General features: G+C 67.5%; 19 protein-coding genes and 5 pseudogenes. 7 read left to right on the forward strand and 17 right to left on the reverse strand.

Translation table 11 applies throughout. The features are described from left to right. Nucleotides 1-231: 231 nt before the first annotated feature. Nucleotides 232-1,191, forward strand: a complete 960-nt coding sequence (locus HNP84_RS33970) for a hypothetical protein (protein WP_185054155.1) — start codon at nt 232-234, stop codon at nt 1,189-1,191. A 185-nt stretch (nt 1,192-1,376) separates the two neighbouring features. Here the strand turns inward: HNP84_RS33970 and HNP84_RS55425 are convergent, their stop codons facing one another. Continuing rightward, entirely contained in the window at nt 1,377-2,876 is a 1,500-nt protein-coding gene (locus HNP84_RS55425) for an LLM class flavin-dependent oxidoreductase (RefSeq protein WP_185054156.1), read from the reverse strand. Nucleotides 2,877-3,198: 322 nt separating this feature from the next. On the opposite strand from HNP84_RS55425, the gene HNP84_RS33980 reads away from it, so the two are divergent. Further along, entirely contained in the window at nt 3,199-3,573 is a 375-nt protein-coding gene (locus HNP84_RS33980; protein ID WP_185054157.1) for a hypothetical protein, read from the forward strand. Nucleotides 3,574-3,644: 71 nt separating this feature from the next. On the opposite strand, the gene HNP84_RS33985 is transcribed toward HNP84_RS33980, so the two are convergent. From HNP84_RS33985 to HNP84_RS55435, 9 genes and pseudogenes are all read right to left on the reverse strand, one after another. Then, a complete protein-coding gene (locus HNP84_RS33985) occupies nt 3,645-3,878 on the reverse strand; it encodes a Flp family type IVb pilin (RefSeq protein ID WP_246518833.1) in 234 nt (77 codons plus the stop codon). A 454-nt stretch (nt 3,879-4,332) separates the two neighbouring features. After that, a pseudogene (locus HNP84_RS33990) lies at nt 4,333-4,635 on the reverse strand (transposase family protein); the annotation flags it as partial. A gap of 189 nt (nt 4,636-4,824) precedes the next feature. Continuing rightward, nucleotides 4,825-5,505 carry a nitroreductase gene (locus tag HNP84_RS33995; protein ID WP_185054158.1) on the reverse strand — a complete coding sequence of 227 codons (681 nt, stop codon included), beginning with the start codon at nt 5,503-5,505 and terminating at the stop codon, nt 4,825-4,827. After that, nucleotides 5,502-6,047 carry a YbhB/YbcL family Raf kinase inhibitor-like protein gene (locus HNP84_RS34000; protein ID WP_185054159.1) on the reverse strand — a complete coding sequence of 182 codons (546 nt, stop codon included), beginning with the start codon at nt 6,045-6,047 and terminating at the stop codon, nt 5,502-5,504. The genes HNP84_RS33995 and HNP84_RS34000 overlap by 4 nt, the downstream gene beginning before the upstream one ends. Before the next feature lie 20 nt (nt 6,048-6,067). Then, the gene (locus tag HNP84_RS51475) at nt 6,068-8,413 is read right to left on the reverse strand and encodes an MFS transporter (protein ID WP_221337123.1); all 2,346 of its coding nucleotides are present in this window, start codon (nt 8,411-8,413) and stop codon (nt 6,068-6,070) included. After that, entirely contained in the window at nt 8,407-8,850 is a 444-nt protein-coding gene (locus HNP84_RS53845; protein WP_185054161.1) for a RidA family protein, read from the reverse strand. Before HNP84_RS53845 ends, HNP84_RS51475 begins: the two co-directional genes overlap by 7 nt. A 35-nt stretch (nt 8,851-8,885) precedes the next feature. After that, complete coding sequence (locus HNP84_RS53850) at nt 8,886-9,338, reverse strand: aromatic-ring hydroxylase C-terminal domain-containing protein (RefSeq protein ID WP_246519130.1); 453 nt, start codon at nt 9,336-9,338, stop codon at nt 8,886-8,888. A 184-nt stretch (nt 9,339-9,522) separates the two neighbouring features. Then, nucleotides 9,523-10,383, reverse strand: a pseudogene (locus tag HNP84_RS56360) (FAD-dependent monooxygenase); the annotation flags it as partial. Next, nucleotides 10,275-10,520, reverse strand: a complete 246-nt coding sequence (locus HNP84_RS55435; RefSeq protein WP_221337125.1) for an FAD-dependent monooxygenase — start codon at nt 10,518-10,520, stop codon at nt 10,275-10,277. The gene HNP84_RS55435 and the pseudogene HNP84_RS56360, both read right to left, overlap by 109 nt. A 154-nt stretch (nt 10,521-10,674) precedes the next feature. On the opposite strand from HNP84_RS55435, the pseudogene HNP84_RS57130 reads away from it, so the two are divergent. The 3 genes and pseudogenes from HNP84_RS57130 to HNP84_RS34030 all read left to right on the forward strand — a co-directional run. Further along, nucleotides 10,675-11,130 (forward strand): annotated as a pseudogene (locus tag HNP84_RS57130) (hypothetical protein); the annotation flags it as partial. 141 nt (nt 11,131-11,271) lie between these two features. Continuing rightward, nucleotides 11,272-11,643 (forward strand): helix-turn-helix domain-containing protein, encoded by a 372-nt coding sequence (locus tag HNP84_RS57135; RefSeq protein ID WP_512700966.1) that lies wholly within the window; start codon nt 11,272-11,274, stop codon nt 11,641-11,643. 94 nt (nt 11,644-11,737) lie between these two features. Further along, nucleotides 11,738-11,986 (forward strand): annotated as a pseudogene (locus HNP84_RS34030) (ISAzo13-like element transposase-related protein); the annotation flags it as partial. An 821-nt stretch (nt 11,987-12,807) separates the two neighbouring features. On the opposite strand, the gene HNP84_RS34035 reads toward HNP84_RS34030, so the two are convergent. From HNP84_RS34035 to HNP84_RS34065, 7 genes and pseudogenes are all read right to left on the reverse strand, one after another. Then, nucleotides 12,808-13,317 (reverse strand): hypothetical protein, encoded by a 510-nt coding sequence (locus tag HNP84_RS34035; protein WP_185054163.1) that lies wholly within the window; start codon nt 13,315-13,317, stop codon nt 12,808-12,810. Continuing rightward, complete coding sequence (locus HNP84_RS34040) at nt 13,275-13,832, reverse strand: hypothetical protein (protein WP_185054164.1); 558 nt, start codon at nt 13,830-13,832, stop codon at nt 13,275-13,277. Before HNP84_RS34040 ends, HNP84_RS34035 begins: the two co-directional genes overlap by 43 nt. A gap of 217 nt (nt 13,833-14,049) precedes the next feature. Beyond that, nucleotides 14,050-14,337 carry a hypothetical protein gene (locus HNP84_RS34045; protein WP_185054165.1) on the reverse strand — a complete coding sequence of 96 codons (288 nt, stop codon included), beginning with the start codon at nt 14,335-14,337 and terminating at the stop codon, nt 14,050-14,052. 582 nt (nt 14,338-14,919) lie between these two features. Then, nucleotides 14,920-15,300 (reverse strand): polymorphic toxin-type HINT domain-containing protein, encoded by a 381-nt coding sequence (locus HNP84_RS51485; RefSeq protein ID WP_281396374.1) that lies wholly within the window; start codon nt 15,298-15,300, stop codon nt 14,920-14,922. 164 nt (nt 15,301-15,464) lie between these two features. Then, nucleotides 15,465-15,524, reverse strand: a pseudogene (locus HNP84_RS56880) (hypothetical protein); the annotation flags it as partial. Between the two features lie 759 nt (nt 15,525-16,283). After that, on the reverse strand, nt 16,284-16,760 hold the full coding sequence (locus HNP84_RS34060; RefSeq protein ID WP_185054167.1) for a hypothetical protein: 477 nt from the start codon (nt 16,758-16,760) through the stop codon (nt 16,284-16,286). Between the two features lie 397 nt (nt 16,761-17,157). Next, nucleotides 17,158-17,469 (reverse strand): polymorphic toxin-type HINT domain-containing protein, encoded by a 312-nt coding sequence (locus HNP84_RS34065; protein ID WP_185054168.1) that lies wholly within the window; start codon nt 17,467-17,469, stop codon nt 17,158-17,160. A gap of 468 nt (nt 17,470-17,937) precedes the next feature. On the opposite strand from HNP84_RS34065, the gene HNP84_RS34070 reads away from it, so the two are divergent. Next, the gene (locus tag HNP84_RS34070) at nt 17,938-18,240 is read left to right on the forward strand and encodes a hypothetical protein (RefSeq protein ID WP_185054169.1); all 303 of its coding nucleotides are present in this window, start codon (nt 17,938-17,940) and stop codon (nt 18,238-18,240) included. Nucleotides 18,241-18,514: 274 nt separating this feature from the next. Beyond that, nucleotides 18,515-18,925: a hypothetical protein gene (locus HNP84_RS34075; RefSeq protein ID WP_221337127.1), complete on the forward strand. Its 411-nt coding sequence runs from the start codon at nt 18,515-18,517 to the stop codon at nt 18,923-18,925. Nucleotides 18,926-19,183 lie beyond the last annotated feature (258 nt).

A 19,183-nucleotide genomic window follows, 5' to 3' on the forward strand; every position in this document is an offset into this window, starting at 1 on the left:
CACCTGGATCGGCCCGGACAACCTGCCGCGGCGCCTGCACACCGTCGCCACCTTCGCGTACCTGCCTGAGGAGGACTGGGCGCTGAGGGCCCGCAGGAGACGTTAGCCGCTGAAGTGCCGGCGGTTCTCAGCGGAGACGGTCAGTTGTCCACCGACTCGAACGGCGGTTGCACTGAGCGGCCAGTAATCTCCAAGCGGGATCTCCTCCATCGCGCAACGCGGAAGATCGGTATGGGGTTCGCGGCGGTCCTGATCCTGACCGGCTGTGCCGAACAGCCCGTCACGACCCCTCCGCTGGAGGCGATGGGCGAGGCTGCGGGCGACGGTCCCGCGGCCGCGTACTTCGAGTACGGCGAGCCGGCGTGGTGGCGCGCACTCGGTGTGACCATCGGTTCGGGCGAACAGCCCGCTTCCGGCACCGAGCCGGGGCGGCGCCGGCTTCCCGCGACCGGCTCCGATTCCGGTGAGCCGGCCCGCGCCGGAGTCGAACTGCCGCAGGTGACAGGGGTGGCCCCCTACGCCGCGGACCGGATGATCGCGATCGGCGTGCCCCCGAACCTCGCCTTCCGCTTCGATGGCGGTTTCGAGGCGAAGGCCGTGCGGGCCAAGCTGGAGGGGCTGGGGGCCAAGCCACGCCGCATCGGCGATCACGACGGCCTGTCCTTCGCCCCCGGCACCGATGTGGACTTGGCCAAGCTCCCCGTCCCGGTGACCGGTGTGCACAACCAGTTCAACCAGATCGTCGTCACCGACTCCACGGTCGCCACGGCACCGGTTCCCGAGCCGATCACGGCCGTGCTCGGGGGCGAGCGGTCGCTGGCCGACCGCCCGGAGCACGCCCCGGTGGCCGACTGCCTCGGTGATGTCGCCGCCGCCACCATCACCGCCCCCCAGAATCCCGGAACCGTGGCCTTGTACGGGGTGGGCCTGCGCCGCCCGGCGAACCTCGATGAGCAGCCGGTCAACGTGATCTGCGCGCTACCCATCCCTTCCGCTAATCCCCGCCGTCAAGAAGACGTTCACCATTCGGCTCACTCCGGCCGCCACTTCGCGCGAAGGCAAGACGTTCGGCGAGCTGACCCAGGAGATCACACATGGCGAGGTCCGATCCGAAGACCACACCGTGCTGCGGGTCGTGGTGATGTCATAGGAGGGGGACGCTGGCACGCTATGGCGATCCACCTCCGGTGAGCGGCGCCGAGCAGGGTGACGGCAGTCGAGAACACGGATGCCGCGAATCAACGTGCCTGATACGCGGACTCGGGGCCGGCCGGCTCGCCGCGCCTTCCCGGGCGCCCGGTGACCCGGCGTGTCGGGAGCTCACGTCGAGGGCGGCATGTCGTCGGTCAGCCCGTACAAGGACTCCTCCACTCCCATCAGATGGTTCGCCCTTCTGATCCAGGCCCGCTCCGGATCGCGTGCCGCGAGCGCCTTCCAGATCGCGAGATGTTCTCCGTGGGTACGCCGGTCCGCGCGCTTCTCGTGGAGGCTGCGCCACAGGGTGCGCGTACTGTGCGGCTGGCGAACGCGTCGAGAAGTCCGGCCAGGACCGGGTTACCGCTGTTCATGGCGATTATGCGGTGGAACTCGATGTCGATCTCGGGGCGTATCGAGGCGGCCGTCGCGAGCTGCTGGAACACCCGGATCGGGTCATCGGTCGACAAGACCGTGACCGCGGTGCTGAGCTTGATCCGGCTGGTGGACGCGGCGGCGGCGTTGACGACGGCGGTCGGTGAGGACAGCGGCATCGTGCGCATGTGGTGCTCACCCACGCCGAAGAAGTCCAGCCCGACCTCGTCGGCGAGCTTGATGGCCTCCAGCACGTCGCGGACGGCCTGCGCGGTGGGACCGCGGCCGCCGTCTGCCAGCAGCGGGGTGTTGCCGAAGGAGTAGAGGCCGAGTTCGAAGGTCATGACCGGTCCCAGAGGTTTCTCGGAGGGCGTAGGGGCCGAAGTGCTCCAGGCGACGAACACGGCGAGCAGGAACAGGACCGCGTTGAAGGCTCGGGTGCGGATCCTGGTGAAGGCATCGAGCGCGGTGTCGTCGGCGTCTGGGAGGGTGTGCAGGTACTTCTCGGTGGTGGCGATGCTGGCCCAGGCGTTCCTTGACGACTTGAAGGTCGGCGCCGTCGGCGAGGAGCCAGGAGGCGTGGGCGTGGCGCAGGCCGTGCATGCGGACGTGGATGTGGAGGCCGGCGGCGGTGAGGGCGGGGAGCCAGATCTGCTTTCTGAACCGGTCGCGGGGGATGTGGCCGTCGGTGTCGCGGGTGTGCGGAGTTCTGGGGGAGTCCTTGCCGGCGGCGTGGCGTTCGGCGCGGTAGATGGCGTAGGCGTCCTTGCGGTGGCGGCATTTGGATTTGCCGGTGGAGTAGCCGCTGATGGTGCCGTGGCGGTAGGTGCGTCCGGCGGCGTTGGGTTCGGTGAAGCCGAGCTTGTCCGAGTTGGGGGCCACGCGTAGGGAGCGGGCTCTTGGTTGTGGGTGAAGAGCAGGTCGTCGGTGGCCAGGTTGCGTTCGGTGATGTGGGCTTGGATCTTGAGGGCGAGGTGGAAGGTGAGCTTGAGCCGCCGGTACTCCTTGTCCTTGGGGTAGTCCTTGATGAGGAAGCGGCGGCCTTGGGGTGGAATTTCGGGGTGATCCTTCCAGGCGGCGATGGCCAGCTCGTCGCGTTCGGCGGCCCGGCGGGAGGGGGCCTGCCGGCTCCAGCCGAGCCGGTGCAGCAGGGAACAGACGGTCTCCAGCGCCCGCCGACACCGGTTGGCCGGTATGCGTGACACCCGGAACTCCCGCGCGACCTGGGCATCACCGGCGGCTTCGGCGAAGCGGCCGCCCGCCCGCATCCGCACCTGCTCGCGGCGTAATCGCTGCTCGGCGGTCACGCCACCACCATCGGGATACCTCGGCACCGGAGCTGTCACCGCAACGACCGTATGCCGGCTCACTCCCAGGCCAGGCCATATAACCCTGCCCTCTGAACGTCTCTATGAATCTACAACGTAAAGGCGTTGGCGTTTAGTGGCCCGCTCACGAGCGAGGGATGCCGTGGAAGCGTCACTCGTGATCTCTGCGACACGAGCAGCCATAAGGGTCAGGGCTTGCGGGGCTGCCAAGAAGAAATCTCCCGCCCTGTGTGCGAACCGTCACTGATTGATTACTATACGTTCTGAGTGTGTGACGGCGTGAAACGAATTAGGGGGACGCGTGACCCGAGCCGGCGGAGTGATCGCGATGGTGGCCACGGGCCTGAACCTGGTCTTCGCGGCGACGGCGCCGACGAAAGGCGCCGGCTGGAGCGATACTCACGGGCACGGCAGTGTGACGGTGCCGGCCGATCGGTCGATGATCAAAGTGTGCGACGGGCGGAAGGACGACCTCGCGTACAAGGCGGTCTGGCACAACGACAACTCTCTGGACGCCCGCGACTCCTTCGAGGTGGTGGCGCCCCAGGGCGGATGCGCCACCGACACCTCCCTCTTCGGTTCGGTCAAGGTCTTCAAGCTCTGTCACGGGCGCGTTAGCGGGAACCGTGTCAACTGGACCGGTTGCAAAGCCGCGGTCTGGCCCGGTGGCCGCTGACCTGCACTCCGGCGACGATCACTCCACTGGCGGCCTCCCGTGTTACCGGGAGGTCGCCGATGCGACGATGGTCAGGGTTCGGTGCCGCCGAGCCGGCTTTGGATGTCGGCCTGCTTCTGCTCGACGAGTGTGCTGATCAGCGTGGCCAGGCCCAGCGCGACACCGGCGATGATCGCGGTGATGATCGCCCACTCCACGGCGGAGGCGCCGCGTGTCGGGGCCGTGCGGGCGCGATGCGTGCGCACGGCCAGGCAGGCCCGCAGGTAGATGATCCATGGGTGCTCCAGCATGATCGGCTTCCGCATTTCACGTCCTCGCACGACGGTGTGATCACTGATGGCGATGTTCGATCAGCAAATTGTGATCCACCTGGCCGTGAGGAGATCGTGAAACCGGGGCGGAATCTGGAACTCCACCGCGTGTGTGCCGGGGGTGCCCGAGGCGTCCCGGTTATGACCATCGCGCTGCCGGGGCATGGGTGGTCGGCGGAGGAGGAACTGGCCGGGATCGTCCGTCAGGGGCGGTGGCGGGGCGCGTGGAGTTCGACGTTCTATGTCAGTGATGCGGTCGGCCGGTCCTTGCCATGGAGGCCGTGGTCGAGGTGCCCGTTCGTGGCGGCACCGCTGTCGGTGCTGTGGGGGACGGAGGGCGAGGTAGAGGAAGTTCTGGGTGTCCGGCAGGGCGATGGGGGGCGAAGGAGGGAAGGCGTCGATGGCGGGGGTTGTGGCGTCGGGTTACTGTTTGATCAGTGAGCACTTTTCATCCTGAATGGCGGCCTTCTTCGATGAGCTGCAGGACGAGGATGGCCTGCACCATCGTGGTGGCGCGGTGCAGGCAGCAGGGCAGCCGGGGCAGGACCTTCCAGGTCTTCCCGGTGGCAACGGCGCGTTCTCCGCAGGCGCGGATGCGAGCGTGCGGGCGGTTGACCGAGCGCTGATGGCGCGACAGCGGCGGTCGCAGCCGATGGCCTTTGAACGGCGTGCGGATGCTGGCACCCGCGCTTTGATATTCCTTGTCGGCGAAGGTCTTCGCCCCTGCGGCGGTCAGCGCGTCGATCAGGCCGGTGGCGGGGTGGACCGAGGAGGCATTCGACAGGCTCGTCGCCACCAATCTCAAGGGGCCGTTCTTCCTCACAGTGTCCGTACCTCGGGGGCGGATGGCCGTCAGCGCCGCTGCAGCTTCGCGACCAGCAGGTTCGAGTCGTTCCCGACCAGGTTGGCGCCGTTGGTCACATAGGCCCGCGGTCACCGCTCAGGCGTGGAACCTGGTGGTCTCGCCCAGGCCGGCCCGTGGCAGGGGGAAGTTGTTCACCGGGGCGGAGGTGTCGGCGTAGCCGAAGGAGACGCCGAACAGGATCTTCCCGGTGCGGATGCCGAGTGACTCGCGGATGGTGTCGGCGTAGAAGCCCAGCAGTCCCTGGGGGCAGCTCGCGATGCCGTACGCGGTCAGCGCCAGGAGCAGCGTCTGGGCGTACATGCCGGCGTCGGCCGCCATGCGCACCTCGGCGGTGGGCGGCAGGAAGATCAGCGCGACGTGTGGCGCACCGTAGAAGCGCAGGCTCTCGGCGTCGTACGCGGCGCGCGCCTCGTGGTCGCCGGGGGCGATGCCGAGCGCGCCGTACATCGCCGCGCCGAACTGCGCGCGCCGCCGCCGGTGGACCTCGCCGTACCACTCGTCGTCGTAGGGGAAGTCCAGCGTCATGCGCCCCTGTCCGTGGGCGGCGAGCAGGTCCTTGCTCAGCCGGTCGCGCGCCCCTCCGCTGACGACCTCGACCTGCCAGGGCTGGGTGTTGGAGTTGGACGGAGCCGCCGTGGCCAGGGAGAAGACCGCCCGCAGCGTCCGTTCGGGCACAGGCTCCGGGCGGAAGGCGCGGACGGCGCGTCTGCCGCGGATGAGCCTCTCGGCGTGCTCGGGCGGGAAATCCGCGATCATCGGGCTCCTCCCGCCTCCGCGGTCGCGGTCAGGACGGCGCGGCCCAGGATGTGGCCGCTCATGGTGAAGCCCAGGAAGGCGGGCGTGGTGTCGCGGTCCACCCCGATCTTCTCCACGTCCAGCGCGTGGACCACGATGAAGTACCGGTGCCGTCCGTGGCCGGCCGGCGGGGCGGCGCCGATGTACCGGGCGGCGCGTACGTCGTTGGGGATGCGCACCGCTCCGGGCGGCAGCAGCGCGCCGGTGTCGTCGCCCGCGCCGGTGGCCAGCTCGGTCACGGAGGCGGGGATGTCGGCCACCGCCCAGTGCCAGAATCCGGAGCCGGTCGGGGCGTCCGGGTCGTACATCGTGACCGCGTAGCTCCTGGTGCCCTCGGGGGCGCCGGACCAGGACAGGTGCGGGGAGATGTCCTCTCCGCCGGGTACGCCGAAGATCCCCGACCAGTGGACGAGGGGCAGCGGCTCGCCGTCGGCGAGGTCCCTGCTGGTCAGCGTGAAGCCCGGGACCTCGGGCAGGCGGGCGAACGGGTCGTTCTCCGACATGCGATCTCTCTTTTCCAGAACTAGGGGACCAGGATGGCGCGGCCTCGGATGCGGCCGAGGGCGAGGTCGTCGAGCGCTCGCGGCGCCTCCTCCAGCGGGTACCGCACGGTGTGCAGGGTGACCTTGCCCGCCTGGGCGAGCACCATCAGCTCGGCGAGGTCGGTGTAGGTGCCCACCATGTTGCCGATTACATTCTTCTCCTCCGCCACCAGCGCCATGGTGGGGATCCACAGCTCGCCGCCATAGCCGACGACGAACAGGGAGCCGGCGGGGGCGGTCATCTCCCACGCGTCCTGTTCCGCGCCCTGCTCGGCGACGAAGTCGAACACCACGTCCGCGCCCCGGCCTCCGGTCAGGGCCCGCACGGCCTCGACGTGGTCGCCGTCGGCCGGCACGGTCGCGTCCGCGCCGATGCTTGCGGCCAGATGGAGCGCGCCGGGGTTGCGGTCCACCACGATGATCCTGGCGGCGGTGAGCGCGGCCAGGGCCTGGACGCCGATGTGGCCCAGGCCGCCCGCGCCCAGCACCACCGCGGAGGTGCCCGGGTGGAGCAGCGGCAGGGCCTTGCGCACCGCGTGGTAGGCGGTGATGCCCGCATCGGCCAGCGCGGCCACGTCGGCGGGGTCGGTGTCCGGGTCGAGCCGTACGCAGGCCCGCGCGGTGGTGCGCAGGTACTCCGCCATGCCGCCGTCGTGGCCGGACACGCCGGGGAAGAACGCGTCGGCGCACTGCATGTCCCGTCCGGCACGGCAGGCCGGGCACAGGCCGCAGGACGGCTGGGGGTGCAGGATCACCGTGTCGCCGACCCTGACGTTGGTGACGCCCTCGCCGACCGCGTGCACCCAGCCGGCGTTCTCGTGGCCGATCGTGTAGGGCAGCCGCGGCGCCATCGCCTCGGCCCACTGCCCCTCGATGATGTGCAGGTCGGTACGGCAGACGCCGGCGCCGCCGATCCGCACGATCACGTCCAGCGGGCCGGACGGCTCCGGCTCAGGGACCTCATCCACGACCGGGTGCTTGTGGTAGTCGTGCAGTCGCACGGCCTTCATCGGTTCTCCTTGATCATGGGCACGGGCACAGAGGCCGGCCCGGCGGACGAGGTGATGACGGCGACCGCGAGCCCGGCCGCGGCCAGCGGCAGCGCGAACATGCTGAACAGCGTCTCCGGGGCCCGGGAGCGGTCCAGGAGCAGCCCCGCCAGGGCGGGGGGCGGTCAGGGCGCCGAGCCGGCCGAACGCCATGGCCCACCCCGCGCCGGTGGCGCGTACGCCCGCCGGGTACAGGCCGGGCGCGCCCGCGTTGAGGCCGGCGCCGGCGGCGTTGACCGATATCCCGACGGCGACGGCCGCGGCCAGGGCGGCGGCCGTCGTGCCGAGGACGAGGCCCATCGTCAGGAACGCGGCCCCGGCCGCCAGGAACGCGAGCATCGTGAGGACGCGTCCGGGCGCCCGCAGTGCCAGCGCGCCGAACAGCAGCGTCCCCGCGATCCCGCCGAGGTTCAGCAGGACCCCGCCGCTCACGCCCTGCCCGGCGGAGTACCCGCTCTGCTCCAGCAGCCTGGGGGTCCAGCTCGCCGCGAGGTAGAACCCGGCCATCATGATGAAGTACGCGGTCCACAGCAGCGCCAAGCGGACGGCCCCCTGACCGCGCAGGACGGCCGCGCGTACGCCGCTGCGCTCCCGAGGCGGGAGGGGAGGCAGCGCCTCGACCGGGGCCAGCCGCATCCGGCCGAGCAGCCCGTTGATCCTCGCGAGGGCCCCCGCCGGCCGCCGGTGGGCCAGGTAGTCCAGGGACTCCGGCAGCGCCAGGGCCGTGACCAGGAGCATGGCGAGGGTGAGCGCGGCGCCGACGGCGAAGGTGGCGCGCCAGCCGTACTGTGAGATCAGCAGCGCGGCCACGGCGCCGCCGAGCAGCAGGCCGGTCGCGTACAGGGCGATCATCGTGCCCCGCAGGCGCCGCGGCGTGTACTCGGAGTTGATCACTGGTAGTCCGGCGACCATGCCGCCGATCCCCAGCCCGGTCAGCAGCCGGCACAGGGCGAGGACGGCGGGGCCGGTGCCCACCGCCGCCAGCGCCATCCCCGCCGCGCACGCCGCCAGGCAGACCAGGGTGAGCGGGCGCCGGCCGATGCGGTCGGCGAGCGGGGCGACGAGGGCCGACCCGAGCGCCATGCCGACGAGCCCGCTGCTCAGCAGCAGCCCGACCTGCGACTCGGTCAGCGACCACTCCACGGCGACGCCCGAGGCCGCGAACCCCATCACCAGGACGTCGAAGCCGTCGACGAGGTTGATGACGAGGCAGATCCCCACGACCGCGACCTGGAACCGGCTCATCCCCGCGCGGTCGATCAGGTCCTGGATCAACATGGCCGGTACGCCGTGGCGTCGATCTCGACCAGCAGGTCCGGCCGGACCAGCCTCGCGACGACCAGCAGGGTGTTCGGCGGGTACTCCCCGCCCGGGTAGTGCTCGGCGAAGTACCCATCGCGGGCGGTGTACAATGCGGGGATGTCGTCCGCCGAGGTCAGGTAGGTGACGAAGCGCACGACGTCGCGCAGCGACGCCCCCTGGGAGGCGAGGATCGCCCGCACGTTGTCGTAGGCGCGCACCGTCTGGCTCGTCACGTCGGACCCGGCGACGGAATTGTCCTCGGTGAGCCCGCACTGGCCGGCGACGAAGAGCAGGTCTCCCGCCCGGGCCAGATGGGAGTACGCGCTCAGCGGCCTGCCCAGCCCCGGCGGATTGTCGTACTTCGGCGGTGTTTCCGGCAGGGGTTTCGGCTGTGTTTCCGGCGAGGTGAACATGGCGGTGTGCCTTTCCGGGAGTGGAATGGTCGGGGTCAGGCAGCGACGCCCGCTGGCGGCGTACGGGCGAGCGTGCCGCCCGCGAGCACGCGGGCGAGCGCCTCGGCAACTCGCGTGCCGTCGCCCGCCTCCCTGGCCCGCCAGGCGACGTGGCCGTCGGGGCGTACGAGCACGGCGCCCTCGCGCCCGATCGTCAGCGGCCCCAGCAGGTGCGGCAGCCGCCTGACCCGCAGCGGCACCCCGCCGGTCGCCGGGCCCGCCGCGGCCAGGTCCTCGCCGGCCCGGTGCCAGCCCTCGGCTTCGGGCCCGCAGACCAGTACGAAAGAGGTGTCGAACCAGTCGATGCTCGACTCCGTCTTCTCCACGTCCATCCAGAAGTGCGGGAAGCGGGCGCCGGGCCGGTCGGTCGGCCAGTAGCGGCGCGAGTCGTACGGCGGCACGGGCGAGCCGTCGTCCACGATCGCGCCGTCGGTGTAGACGTAGCCCATCGTCTGGCCCTCGCTGTGCAGTTGCAGGTCCTGCTCGGCGAGCAGGCGGGCGCCACTCGTGCGGCTCCTCCTCGCGGCGGCGGAACGCCTCGTCCATCTCGTCCATGCGCGCCTGGTTGTGCACGGCGAAGTCGGTGTTGGACCGCGCGACCGGGCGGCGCTCGGACTCGTAGGTGTCCAGCAGCGCGTCCCGCGCCTGCGCGGACAGGACCGCGGCGAGCTTCCAGGCGAGGTTGTGCACGTCCTGCACTCCGGAGTTGAGCCCGTTGCCGCCCGCGGTGGGGAACCGGTGCGCGGCGTCCCCGGCCAGGAACACCCGCCCCTCGCGGAACCGCCTGGCCACCTGCGCGCTCATCCGCCAGGTCATGACGTTGATCCGCTCCACGGCGAGATCGGGCATCTCCCACTGCCGGCGCACCAGTTCCACCAGCCGCTCCTCGCCGAACGGCTCCTCCCCATCGCGCAGCTTCTGCACGCACAGCCAGCGGTCGCCGTCCGGGCCGGTCGCGAGCACGTTGACCGGTGGCCGCCCGGGGTCGCGGGGGCGGACGAGGAACCCGATGGCACTGCGCACGTGCGGCAGGTGGCCGAGGTCGGCCCGGTAGTAGTGGTTGGCCATGAGCGCCAGCGTCTCCGGGCCGTCCATCTCGATCCCGGCCAGGCCGCGCACCGTACTGGAGGCGCCGTCACAGCCGACCAGGTACCTGGCGCGCACCTCGAACTCGGCGCCGTCGGCGACCCGCCGCAGCCGGGCCGTCACGCCTTCGGCGTCCTGGACGAATGACGTCAGCTCGGTGGAGCGGCGCACCTGGACCCGTGGCCGCCTGGACAGTTCGTCGTCGAGGGCCTCTTCCACCGCGTCCTGCGGCACGATCGACCTGGGCGCCGGGGTGTTCAGGCTCGGGGCGGGCTGCGTGTAGGCGACCAGCGGCCCGTTCAGGCTCTCGCACCAGCAGGCCACGTCGGCTCCTGGGGCAGGCCTGCCCGGCGGACGCGGTCCTCGATGCCCCACACGCGGAACTGCTCCATCGTGCGCGCGTGACACCCCCGGGCCTTGGGGTGGGTCGTGGTGGACGCGCGGCGCTCGGCGAGCAGGCTGGGTATCCCGAAGCGGTCCAGGAGCAGTGACAGGCTCATCCCCGCCGGCCCGCCGCCCACGACGAGGACAGGTACGTCGATCATGACGCTCAGTCCACGTACTTGACGCGGCTCAGGCACCGGTCGTCGTCCAGTTCGGGCAGGAGCATGACGCGTTCCTGTTCCAGGGCGTCGGTGCGCGCGGTGACGAACCTCGCCTCGACCCTGCGGCTGCGGTTGTAGGAGACGTGTCCTCACCTCCTGGCACCGCTCGCGTAGCAGCGGCGTCGATCCGGACCGGCTTGAGCTCGCGCACGCCGAGATCGACGTCGAGTCCCCGTTCGTACGCACGGGCGCACCGGTCCTGCTCGGAATGGCGGACCTGCTGACGGGCACCTCGACCTCGCTGGCGCTGGCCGACGCCGACGGGACTCTGACCTGGCGCTGGGAGTCAGAACGCACCCTCGCCAGGGAACTCGACCGGGCCGAGTTCGAGCCGGGCACGCAGGTCTGCGAGCCGTCGGCCGGGACCAACGGAATCGGGGTGGCCACGGCCAACAGGCGCCCCTCGCTCGTCATCGGCGCCGAGCACTACAAGGCGCCGTGGCACAAGTGGGCCTGCATCGCCGCCCCCGTGGTGCACCCGATCACCCGCCGCCTCGCCGGCACGGTCAATGTGGCCTGCCGAGCCGAGGATGCCAACCACATGCTCCAGGTCGCCGTCCGCGCGCTGGTCGACGGGATCACCGCCGCCCTCCGCGACGCCGCGACCGCGCGCCAGCGTCGGATGCTCGACGCGCACCTGTCCTTCCGTGCGGCGGGCGCGGGCCCGGTGGTCACCCTCGACCGCAGAACCATGATCATCGAAGACGACGCCGCGGAGTTCGGCCTGGACCGCGCCGAGCTGAGGGCGATCCTGGAGGAGGCGGGACCGTCCGCGAGCGAGGTCGCGCTGGGCCAGGGCCTGTACGCCCGCCTCTACCCGGTCGCCCCGGGACGCCTCGACGACGGCGTCGTGCTGGTCATCCGCCGCGGCCTCCCCGGCGGGCAGGCAGCCTCGCACGCGGCCCGGCCCCGGTGCAGGCTCGGCCCGCTGGAGCGGGCGGAGCTCAAGGTGATCATCCAGGTGCTCGCCGAGTGCGGCGGCAACAAGTCCGAGGCGGCGGCCCGCCTCGGCATCTCCCGTGGCACGCTCTACCAGCGCCTGCGCCGCTACCACCTCGCCTGATCACCGCACCGCCCGTTGGTCGTCTCCTGAGGCTCTCCAGCACCTCGTCCTCATCGCCCCTGAGAGGGGTCGCAACGACGAGGAGGAGCCGGCCCGGCGCCCTGGTGGCGCGCGCAAGCGCGGGGTCGACATCGATCCGGGATCACGGCCGGCACTGCCGGCTCTGGTCGAGCCGGACACGCGCGGCGATCCGATGTCCCCGTTGCGATGGACGACCACCTCCATCCGCAAACTCGCCGCCGAGCTCACCCGCCAAGGGCACAAGGTCAGCGCCGATACCGTCGCCGATCTGCTGCACCAGGAGGGATTCAGCCTGCAGGGCAACGCCAAGACCTTGGAAGGGGAGTACGGGTGCGGCGGGTGTCGGGGCAGGCCGGAATGGCCGTGGCGGCCTTCCCGGCGCGTCCGGCCCCGCGCGCCGCGGCACCGCGGAGCCTGATTTCGCAAACCCGGCGTAGCCGAGAGTCTGGCATGAGCCGGCGGGTCCAGGGCAGTGATTCTGCGATAAAAGATTTGCCTGATTGCGGGGCCCGATCCCATCGAGTGGGTGGCACGTGATAGCCAAGTGTGATCGTTTGCCCGTGGGTGTGTTGCGAGGGCGCGGTGAGGATCTGGGATTTTCCCCTTCCATCTGCGCGTGAGGCGAGGCGGCGCGTGTTCGTGCTGGTTCTGGCCTGCGGGGCATGGCTGCCGCCCGGGGTTCCGCTGCGGAGCCGGGGCCGGGGTGCTCCACCAGGTTGGAGGGCGCGGCGAAGGCGTCCTTCGATGAGTCGAAGCTGTGGAGCGGCCACGCCACATGCCCCGGCGCCGGGGCGGTTGAAAGCTGCAGTGTTGTTGGAAGCCCAGCGATCGTAGCCATATTGCCCCTCCTGCTGCTGCCATCCGTGCAGAGGCAAGCCACGCCGACGCCCATGCTCGGGAGGAGTCGGCACGCGTCGGCGAGGGGGCGGCGTAGACCCGGATTCGCAAGACGACGGGCCGTAGCCGCGAGGAAGTCGCCGCCGCGCTCGCCGCTGGCGGCCTGTCCAGATAAACCCGCTCCGCGGCGGCGGAGATGGACTACGAGTTCACCATCCTGGACCTGGGGCTGCTCCGGGACGTCTCGCAGCTGATCGAATCTAAAGTGGACTATCGGGTCAGGGGCTCATCCGGTTTTCTAAGTGTTCATGAATGCTGATTTCCTTTGGTGCGCGTGCGATCGGCTGCGAGTCGTTTAGCACCATGTGGACGGCTTCTTCCTGAACTCCTGGACGAATGAGACGTCCCCCGGTACTCCTCAACCCTGTTGGGCGCGAGCCGTACCTCCGCGAGTTTCCCGGCCTTGTCGGCGGGCGTCCACTTGGGCAGGTAGGTGATCGGGGTGTCCAGTCCCCGGTCGCACCACGTCTGCAGCAGTTCGGCCGCGGAGCCCTGCAGCGCGACGCCCTCGCCCTCCCGGGCGCGTTGGCGCAACCGGTCGGTCCGCTGCGGGGTGAACAGGGGCAGATTCGCCAGGATCTCCCGATCCTGCAGCATGGGGGACGTCTCGCCCAGCACCACGTCCACGCGCTCGGTATCGGCATCGACATGCAGGTGAGCGCGGGTGACGAGCAGGTGGTTGCGCACCCGCGTGCCGCCGGGCGCCATCCAGGTCAGCAGCCTGGTGGCCAGCACCAACTCCCATTCGTCATCCATCTGGGACAGGTGGTTGGCGATGGAGTAGAGGTCACGGTGCCAGCGCCGTTGCCGGGCGCGTTCCGCTCCTGCTCGGCCCACGCCTGCCAGGTGGGCAGCCACTCGCCGTACGCCTTGACGACCTCCGGCCGATCGTCGACGGTCTCCGGTCGCCAGGACGTCGTGCCGTCCTCGTGGATCTCCTCGATCCGCCCAGGTCCGGTCTCGGAGAGCTCCGGAGCCGCCTGCTCGGGATCGGCCACCTCTCGATGGTCCAGCCATCCGTCCAGTTCCGTGGGCGGGGGCGGCGGCGAGGTGGGACGGACGTGATCGAAGGAGAGGAGGACCTCGCCGAGACCTGCCTCGGCGTGGGGCGTTATCGCCTCAGGGAGATTCGCCAGCCATAACACCTGCCCATGCCGGTCCACGTCCAAGACGGGCGTGCGCCGGGCGGAGGCCAGATTGCGAAGGAACTCCACCAAGCGGGTCGTGGAGTCGATCAGCCGCGGATCGCGGGCTCGCGATGCCTCGCTCATGAAGCGTCCTCCTTCGGCAGCAGGAGAGGGGTGCGTGCAGTGCGGTTGCGTGGGCGATGTTGCTTCCGCTGCAGCAGGGGCGGGGTGGCACGGTCCATAGCTGTGGCCCGCGAGATCATTCCGGCAGACCCCGGCGCGTGTCAATAGGGTACTTATGCTCCTGAATTATCGTTCGCCTCATTCTCCAAGTTCGGCCGGTTTGACGGGGGAGCATCATCTAAGATGTCGTCCGTCTGGACGGGCGGCTAGGTCGTCCCAGGAACGGCTGCGCACACAGGCGCGCCGTGAGAGCGACGGTGACCTGTCTGGCCACCACCAACTCGATGCTGGTGAACGCATGCCAGTTCTCACCTCGGCTCTTGGCGGCCAGAAGATGAAAGAGATTCACCATGCGGCCCGCCTCGCTGACGTCTTGTCCGCCGGATTCCCCCAGGTCTTCCAGCGCGATGCCGCGCAACATCCGTTCAGCCTCGGTCATGATCCGCTTGGAGATGAGGTGGTTCATACCGGCCGAGAAGTCGGGGAGCGGTCGAGTTGTGTGGCCGAGAGCGTCGCAGGGGCCGCGCGCAGGCGGCCTACGGAAACTCGTAAGGCCACCTTAATCGCCTAAGCGGTCACCGGATGCGATGTGAAGGGATCATCATTCCTCGCGAGAACCGACTTCAAGGTATTGCTGGTACAGTTGGCGAGAAAGTGCCGCGTATGCGCGCAGGTTACGGGCGGATTCCTGAACCCCAGGGCTCCCCTTCGCGATCATCCCCTCTGCACGGAGCATGAGCTTGTCCAGATAGGACAATACGTCGACCACCGGAGGGGAGAAGATTCCATATTCCACCAAGTTCGTCACTGACAGCAAGTACTCGTCTGAGACCAGTAGGTCGGTTCGAAGGTCAACGGTTTCTCCGTCCACCCCCCTTGGGGGACGCATGAGCTGTCTCCATATGCAGTAGGAATCCATGAATTCCATCTCCGCCACCTCTTTCTAGTGATTGGCGTCATACCAGAAGCTAACAAGCCTACCATTCTGGACGATTCCTCCCGGACCGCCATTCGGGCTCGTATACTTGACCGCCATTGTCCCATCGCCCTAATCTACCCGCTTGGAGTTCATTCTTGCTCTGGCGGGGTTTGAATCGAGCCACGCCTTGGCGTCGTCCTGATATTCTGCTTCCGTCTTTCCGAGAGGACTGCCACGTTTTTTGTAGTGCTCATTGAAGCTGTCAGAAAGGGTCTTGTTAGGAGACGTCCAGACGCGGGCAAGCTCCTCATCACATGGTGTCGCATTGTGAACGAGAACCGGCGTCTTGCCCGCCAGCACATAGTACGTGTGCGTGTCCCGGACAGTGAAGTTGTGGACTCGCTGATACGCCGTCCACTTCTTGATCGATTTGATCTGAACGCGTGTGCCCACGGCGGTGCGGAGCCACATCCCGGGCGAGAGATCCTCTGCGTCGACCCACTTGTGCAGTTGAGGAACCCAATGGGGTGGATGTCCGTAGCGATAATGAGGCCGGCCTGGTCGCCCTTGCGCCCGTCGGTGTCGACCGTGATCTGAACAAGGTTCTTGTCGTCCTGGCCGAGGATCAGCGCGATGACGGGCTTGGCCTCGGTCGTATCGTTTTCAGGATCGGTGGCAAACACCTCATCGCCGATCTGGACATCTTCGATGGGCTTGCTTGTGCCATCCGCCATGAGTACGTGGGTGCCGGGTACGAAGCTCTGGCAGCCAACGCCACCACGGTTCCCGTGTGACCTGTGTAGCTGCCGGTGCACGGGCCCATCTTGCAGTCCCAGTCGGTCTGCTCTTGCTTGGACTTGGGAGGTTCTTCGTTGGCGTTATTATCGTCGTTCTCTCTGCTTCTGAGTCGGCTGCGGCGGCTCCTCCGGCTTGTCTTGGCGGGTTTTTTGGTGGTTGCGGCGTGGGAGGGGCAGGCCGAGGCGGTGACTTGGGGCCGTTGTTGTTGCCATTGTTCCCAGCTCCAATCCCACTACGCAGCCGACGCTTTCCTGGGCCCCCGGCACCTCATCGGACTGGTCACCTGCCAGTACCAGTCCCTCGGCGAGCTGGCCGGCCAAGCAGAAGGGCCGCTACGTCGCGAACTGCTCCGGCTCTCGGCCGGCTACGCCGACTTCGCCGGGCGGCTATGCTAGGACGAGCGCGGCCGATTCGTCGAGGAACGCATCGCAGGCGCGCCGCTCCCCAGCCAGAGCGTGTCCGTGGGCGGCCTGTTGGAGGACGAGCATGCGGGTCTTCGTCAAGAGCCCGCCCGCCTGGCGCGCTCACCGGCGGTCAGCCCGCCGCCCTCGCCGTACCTCATGCATCGGGCATAGCCGACCTGCGGACGACCGTCACTACCCCATAGGGCTGTAACACCGGCCTTTCAAGGTCAGCGTTAACATAGCCGTCACAGCAGTTCCCCTTTTCCTCCGAGCAAAGGAGAAGGGGAACTGCTATTCTGGACTGAACCAGGTTGCCGACAGATCTCTCGCGATGATACGCAAACACCCCCGGGTGCATTGTAGTTCATGGCTGCATCCGTGCTCATGCGGGAGGATTTCATCAAGTTGAACATCGCCCAGCCGTCTCGTTTCCGGCCAGATCTCGCCGACTCCGCGCCATTCCTTAGCGCTCACATCGAATTGAACTACATCGGAATATGAAATCTCAAGCGCTTGCTCATGCTTAAATTGGCTTGGAGCCAAGACAATCACAACGGCCAGCAACCCAACCTTGTCGCTAAGGCTGATCGAACCAAGTTGAAGGTCCTTGATGCAGCGACTTCCGAAGAAGTTGTAGTGATCGGGGTCCGAGGCGAAGCGTGCAGCGCCTTCGGGCAGGCTAGCCTGCAGTGACGGCAGGATATCTAGGTAGGGCTCGGGATTCAAGGAGAAGCCTCCATGGATATTCTCTATCTTGATGAATTGCATGCTAGCAGACATCTCCGACGTGTGGCCTCTTCCGGGAGTCACCCTTGATCGTATCATCCGCACCCAGACGTTTAGCTCGCCGTATCTCGTCAACGGCCACACCCTTGAGACGATTCTCCACGACGTCATCGAGTCTCATGTCTGCGCAGTGTCCGTGTTTGCCGATCCAGCCATTACTGCCGTAGTTTCCAACCTCTTTCCAGCAGTAAACGTGCACCTCAAAGTGTGCCTGACCGTGATAGGTGAAACAATCGATCCTTCCGGTGCATTTTCCAGCAATATTGGATTCTGGATCGTTTCCATCAGAGTTTTGAACCAGGATCGCTTGGTCGCCTGCCAGCACATGGTAGGTGTGGATGTCAGCGACGGTCAGGTTGTGAACCTGCTGGTAGGCCGTTCATTTCTTGATCGCTTTGACCTGGACGTATGTGCCGGCAGAGGTCCGCAACCACCACATGCCGGGCTTGAGATCTTTGGCGTTGACCCACGCGTGCAGCTCGAACACCCAGAAGGGGTGGATCTCCGTGGCGATGACGAGGCCGGTTTGGTTGCTCTTGCGACCATCGGTGTCAACGGTGGCCTGAACGAGGTTCTTGAAGTCCTCGCCGGCGATCAGTGCGGTGACCGGTTTGGCCATGGTCGCACCGGTTTCAGGATCAGCGGCCAGCACCTTGTCACCGACCTGGACATCTTCTGGTGCCGTCGCCATGAGGAGGTTCCATTGCCAAGACTTGCCGCCGGATCAGCGGGACCGTATTGCAGAGGGGAAATAGCAGATCGGCCGTAGCGGTCGAGGATCACCTGCATTGGCACCGTTGCCGGATGCGGGCGCACACCGCCGCCACATTAGCAGAGGCTTTCCTATTGAATCCCTCGGACCACTTTCTTGGCGGTCCCGATAGCCCAAGCTATCAGTTCCGCCGCGCCACTTACGGAGAATTGCGGGTCTCGAAGTTCGATGGCGCTTTCGCCGGAAGTAATATCATCGAAGTCGGTCACTTTGATCGACCTCCCATTGAATTTATGTATAGACAATCCCGATCTCCGTTCGATCCAAGAATCCCGAGAATTCTCTCGAGAAGCCGGGATATGGGCACCCGGGTCCGCAGTCGCCCCATACACTTAGGGGCCCTATGGTCCTCAGGCGTCGTACCACTCTAGCCATCACCTTCCAGGGATGCAGTCGCACGTTGGCCAAATACCTGCGTACTCGAGCGTCCATGGGGCGGTTCCCGTCAGTAACAACTTCGCGGTCGCAGCCTTCATTCAGAGTATCTTTGGGCTTGTCTGCGCCTTGCTCGTTCCGGTCCTAGGCTTTGTGCTCGGCGTCATGGCCTGCATCTTCGGAGGGCTCGGAATGAGCCGGGCCAACAAAGTGGGCAAGGGGCAAGGCTTGGCGATCACGGCAATCGTTCTCGGCCCTATTGCGATCATTGGCAGTGTCGGGTCGTTCTTCGTCTGGGCGAGCATCAATAGCTAGGCGAAAATCGGCATACCCAGGACCTGCGCCGAGATGGTGAGTGTGTAGCCATGGTGAGCGCTGGCGACGATGCGTGGCGTTAGGGAGATCTTCTTGGTGATGGAGCGAACGATCCAACGACTGCCTGCATCACCGCCAGTGGAGCTTCGGCCGATGACGATGCCCCGGGTCCGGTGTTCGATGAAGACAGCGCGCAAGTATCGGTATAGAGGCTGTTGGTCCTCCGCTCGGGCCGAGTGATGGTTACGCTCCAGATGGAGGTGATTACATTACAATGTACGGCAGGGATGACGGCGAGTGGGACCGGCTGGCTGAGGCGGGCGAAACTTTCCTGATCGAGCGGGCGCGCTTACGCCGGACGACGAGCTATACGGAACTTAATGCAGTCCTCCAGAGTCGCACCGGCCTTCCCGGCTTTGACTTCGGGGTGCAAAGCGGACGCTCGGCAATGGGTCACCTGCTGGGCCTGATCGTTGAGCGCAACTTTCCCAGGACCGGCCTGATGATCTCAGCCTTGGTCATCTATTTGGACGGCAACGATGCCGGCAGTGGCTTCTACAAGCTGGCGGCTGATCGAGGGTTGCTCACCCCTAACCCGTCAAAGCAGCAGCGGGAGGCATTCTGGGTAGGGCAGCTCAACCGGCTCTACTCCCACTACTCACCCCAGGGGAGGGCGGCACGATAAGGCGCGATAAGGCATGATATGGGGTGAACCGGTGTCAACATCACCGCTTGTTCTGTTCTGGTGGAACGGCCCGAGCGGCGTCGTGTGGGCCCATTGGCCCGATGATGGAGCGGACGGGCAGCGTGTGCTGTCGATTGATCCTCGGCCCGGCAGGGTGAAGCTCGCGTTGATACACCGGCCGCCATAGTGATCGTCGGGCTGTGCATGTGTCTGTGGTCCTCGCCTCCGCCCCGGCATCATTCGCCAACGACGGGCACC

The organism is Thermocatellispora tengchongensis (assembly GCF_014202315.1).
Taxonomy (GTDB): Bacteria; Actinomycetota; Actinomycetes; order Streptosporangiales; family Streptosporangiaceae; genus Thermocatellispora; species Thermocatellispora tengchongensis.